The sequence below is a fragment of the Microbacterium sp. zg.Y909 genome (genome assembly GCF_024626565.1).
Window position 1 is genome coordinate 1 of record NZ_JANJFJ010000409.1, and the last position, 3,827, is coordinate 3,827.

Here is a 3,827-nt window from a genome sequence, read left to right on the forward strand (position 1 = left end):
GTGCCCTCGACCTCCTCGTGACCGGCGTGGCCGATCAGGAGGATCTCGAAGTCGTCGCGTGCGAAGCGCACCGCTTCGCGGTGCACCTTGGTCACGAGCGGACAGGTGGCGTCGATCGCCTGCAGCCCGCGGTCGGCCGCCGCGTCGACCACGGCGGGTGAGACACCGTGCGCGCTGAAGACGACGTGCGCCCCGGGCGGCACCTCATCGACCTCTTCGACGAAGATCGCGCCCAGCGCCTCGAGCTCGGTGACGACATGGATGTTGTGCACGATCTGCTTGCGCACGTACACCGGGGCGCCGAATCGCTGCAGCGCCTTCTCCACAGCGATCACGGCGCGGTCCACCCCCGCGCAATACCCTCGGGGGGCGGCCAGGAGCACCCGCTTGTGTCCCGCCACCGGCATATCCTTGAGGTGGCCGCGCCGCCCCGGGATGCGGGGCAGGGGCAGTCGGACGGCTGAAGTGCTCACACGACGATTCTATGAGTCGCCGGCTGGACAGAGGCCGGGCACCGCGAGGGAGACGCAGATGACGACGTTCCAACCCGCGCCGGGGCAGACGCCGCCGGCCGATGCGGTGCACCCCGGGGCGTCCTCCCCCGACGCTCCGACCTCGGTTTCGAGGCTCAACGAGACGATCCGCGACTTCGTGCAGAAGTGGGGCGCGGTGTGGGTCGAAGGCGAGATCACGTCATGGAACGTGCGTGGCGGCAACATCTTCGGCAGGCTCAAGGACCTCTCCTCCGACGCCTCGCTGTCGTTCCGACTGTGGTCGACGACCCGACAGCGCATCCCCGCCGACCTCAAGTCCGGCGACCGCGTCGTGGCGTGCGTGAAGAGCGAGTTCTACGTCAAGACCGGCGACTTCAGCTTCATCGTCTCGGCGATGAAGCACGTGGGCCTGGGTGAGCAGCTCGAAAAGCTCGAACGCCTGCGGGCGCAGCTGCGCAAGGAGGGCCTGTTCGAGCCGGCGCGCAAGAAGCCGCTGCCCTTCCTCCCGCACCGCATCGGCCTCATCACCGGTGAGCGCAGCGACGCCGAGAAGGACGTGCACCGCAACGCCGAGCTGCGGTGGCCCGCGGTGTCGTTTCGCACCGTGCATGTCGCCGTGCAGGGCGAGCGGTGCGTCCCCGAGACCGTCGCGGCCCTGCAGGCGCTCGACGCCGATCCCGAGGTCGACGTGATCGTCATCGCGCGCGGCGGCGGCGATCCCCAGACCCTGCTGGGGTTCAGCGACGAGAAGCTGCTGCGGGCCGTGGCTGCGGCATCCACTCCCGTCGTGAGCGCCATCGGTCACGAGAACGACCACCCCCTGCTTGACGACGTCGCGGACCTGCGCGCGTCGACCCCGACCGACGCCGCCAAGCGCATCGTTCCCGACGTGTCCGAGCAGCGCGCGCTGGTGCGCCAGCTGCGCTCGCGCGCCGGATCGCGTCTGACCCAGCGCATCACCCACGACATCGCCCAGCTGCAGCAGCTGCGCTCGCGGCCGGTGCTGCGCGACCCCGAGACCATGCTCGACTCCCGCGCGCAGGATCTGTGGTTCCAGGTGTCCCGCGGCCGCGAGATCATGACCAGGCGGGTGGATGCCGCCGAGCGGACCACCGCAGAGCTGCGGGCGTCGCTGCGTGCCCTCTCCCCCGCCGCGACGCTCGAGCGCGGGTACGCGATCGCGCAGCTCACCGGGGGTGTGATCGTGCGCGATGCCACCCAGGCCCCCGACGGCGCGGAGGTGACCGTCACGGTGGCGCGGGGCTCGTTCACCGCGCGATCGCACGGCGAAGTCGACGAGCAGGCCGCGCCGGGGCCGACGCAAGGGTCGAACTAGGATGGTGGACATGACCGCCGCACGCGACGACGCCCCCGACGTCGCCGCCCTCTCGTTCGAGCAGGCGCGCGACGAACTCGTGCGCGTCGTCGCCGAGCTCGAACAGGGTTCACCCACCCTCGAGCAGTCCCTGTCCCTCTGGGAGCGCGGCGAGGCGCTCGCGGCCCACTGCGAGCAGTGGCTGCTGGGCGCCAAGCGCCGTCTCGACGCCGCGCGCTCCGACGCCCCGTCGCCCGGGGAGGCGTGATGGCCTCCTCCCCCCGGATCGTCGCCGAGCTCGGCCGGCCGGAGACCCCAGAGGAGACCGCCGCCCGCAAGGCCGAGTCGTCCCGCGTGCACCGCGCCAGCCGCAGCACCCGCAACCTCATCGCCGCCTTGCTGGTGACCCTGGGTGTCGTTCTCGTGATCGTGTTCGGTGTCCCTCGCGGGTCCATCCCCGCGCCGGAACCGATCGACGTGGCCGCCGAGGCCGCGCGGGTGCAGGCGTCGCTCGATCGCACCGTGGTCGTGGCCGAGACACCCGAGGATTGGAGCGTCAACCGCGCGTCGGTCGAGGGTGACGGCGACGTGCGCGCGTGGACCGTCGTCTACGCCCCGGAACGCGGCTTCATCAACGTCGCACAGGGCTTCGACGCCGACGAGGCGTGGCCCTCGCGCGTGCTGTCCGGCCGCGGAGCGACCGACACCGCCACGATCGACGGCATCGAGTGGACCGTCTACGAGGTCTCGGACCCCACCACCGCGGCGAACATCTCGTACGCCCTGAGCACGCCCGCCGGCGACGACACGATCCTGATCTACGGCGCCACCGATGCCGCCACCGCCACCGAGGTCGCCGAAGGCCTCACCGACGATGTGCGCGCGCTGCGCGCGGAGGATTCATGACCGCTCCCGCGACACGTCCGAGCCCGCAAGAAGCGTGGGACGACATGCGGCTGGGGAACGCGCGATTCGTCGCGGGCGAGCCCCGCCATCCGCGTCAGGACGTCGAAAGACGCCATGAGACCGCCGGTTCCCAGTACCCCACCGCAGCGCTGTTCGGGTGCTCCGATTCGCGCCTGGCGGCCGAGATCATCTTCGACGAGGGCCTGGGTGACCTGTTCGTCATCCGCAACGCGGGCCAGGTCATCTCGGAGTCCGTCGTCGGAAGCCTCGAGTACGCCGTCGCCGTCTGGAGGTGCCGCTCATCGTCGTGCTGGGCCACGACGCCTGCGGCGCGGTGCGCGCGGCGATCGAGTCGACCGCCGCCGACGCCCCCGCCCTCCCCGTGCACGTGTGGCGACAGATCGCGCCGATCGTGCCGGCGGTGCGCCGAGTGCTGCGCCAGGGCGCGGACGCCGGGGTGACACCCGAAACGGTGGATGCCGACCAGGTCGGGCGGGAGCACCTGCGCGAGACCATCGCCGCGCTGCTGCAGTCCTCCGAGCTCATCAGCGACGCCGTCGCCGAGGGCAAGGTCGCCGTCGTCGGCGCCAACTACCGCCTGGCCGAAGGCACCGCGGTCCCGGACGTCATCGTCGGGGACATCACGGCCGAGCACTGAAAACCCATCACCAGCAAGGAAACGAGGACGTGACCGTCATGGCAGAGACCGAGTACCGCATCGAGCACGACACCATGGGCGAGGTGCGGGTGCCCAAGAACGCGCTGTACGCCGCGCAGACCCAGCGTGCCGTGGAGAACTTCCCGATCTCCGGCACCGGCCTCGAGTCGACCCAGATCGCCGCCCTCGCCCGCGTGAAGAAGGCAGCGGCGTTGGCCAACAAGCAGCTCGGCACCCTCGACGGCGCCATCGCCGACGCGATCGCCGCCGCCGCCGACGAGGTCATCACCGGCCGGCACGACGCCCACTTCCCCGTGGACACGTACCAGACCGGCAGCGGCACCTCGTCGAACATGAACATGAACGAGGTGCTGGCGACCCTTGCGACCGCCAAGCTCGGCTCCCCCGTTCACCCCAACGACCACGTCAACGCCTCGCAGTCGTCGAACGACGT

General features: G+C 71.0%; 4 protein-coding genes and 2 pseudogenes. 5 read left to right on the forward strand and 1 reads right to left on the reverse strand.

The annotated features are described in order from the left end of the window. Positions 1 to 407: pseudogene (locus tag NQ160_RS20280) on the reverse strand (4-hydroxy-3-methylbut-2-enyl diphosphate reductase); the annotation flags it as partial. Between the two features lie 124 nt (positions 408 to 531). Between NQ160_RS20280 and xseA the strand changes: the two are divergent. The 5 genes and pseudogenes from xseA to NQ160_RS20305 all read left to right on the forward strand — a co-directional run. Next, positions 532 to 1,830 carry an exodeoxyribonuclease VII large subunit gene (gene xseA, locus NQ160_RS20285; RefSeq protein ID WP_257516909.1) on the forward strand — a complete coding sequence of 433 codons (1,299 nt, stop codon included), beginning with the start codon at positions 532 to 534 and terminating at the stop codon, positions 1,828 to 1,830. Between the two features lie 10 nt (positions 1,831 to 1,840). Then, positions 1,841 to 2,077 (forward strand): exodeoxyribonuclease VII small subunit, encoded by a 237-nt coding sequence (locus NQ160_RS20290; RefSeq protein WP_374113690.1) that lies wholly within the window; start codon positions 1,841 to 1,843, stop codon positions 2,075 to 2,077. Next, complete coding sequence (locus NQ160_RS20295) at positions 2,077 to 2,715, forward strand: DUF4245 domain-containing protein (protein WP_257516911.1); 639 nt, start codon at positions 2,077 to 2,079, stop codon at positions 2,713 to 2,715. Before NQ160_RS20290 ends, NQ160_RS20295 begins: the two co-directional genes overlap by 1 nt. Next, positions 2,712 to 3,355 (forward strand): annotated as a pseudogene (locus NQ160_RS20300) (carbonic anhydrase); the annotation flags it as partial. The gene NQ160_RS20295 and the pseudogene NQ160_RS20300, both read left to right, overlap by 4 nt. A 56-nt stretch (positions 3,356 to 3,411) precedes the next feature. Next, positions 3,412 to 3,827 (forward strand): lyase family protein (locus NQ160_RS20305; RefSeq protein ID WP_257516912.1); only part of this gene is annotated, 416 nt, incomplete at its 3' end.

Coding starts and splice junctions, on each gene's coding strand:
- xseA (WP_257516909.1), top strand. CDS start 532: ATGACGACGTTCCAACCCGCGCCGGGGCAGACGCCGCCGGCCGATGCG.
- NQ160_RS20290 (WP_374113690.1), top strand. CDS start 1,841: ATGACCGCCGCACGCGACGACGCCCCCGACGTCGCCGCCCTCTCGTTC.
- NQ160_RS20295 (WP_257516911.1), top strand. CDS start 2,077: ATGGCCTCCTCCCCCCGGATCGTCGCCGAGCTCGGCCGGCCGGAGACC.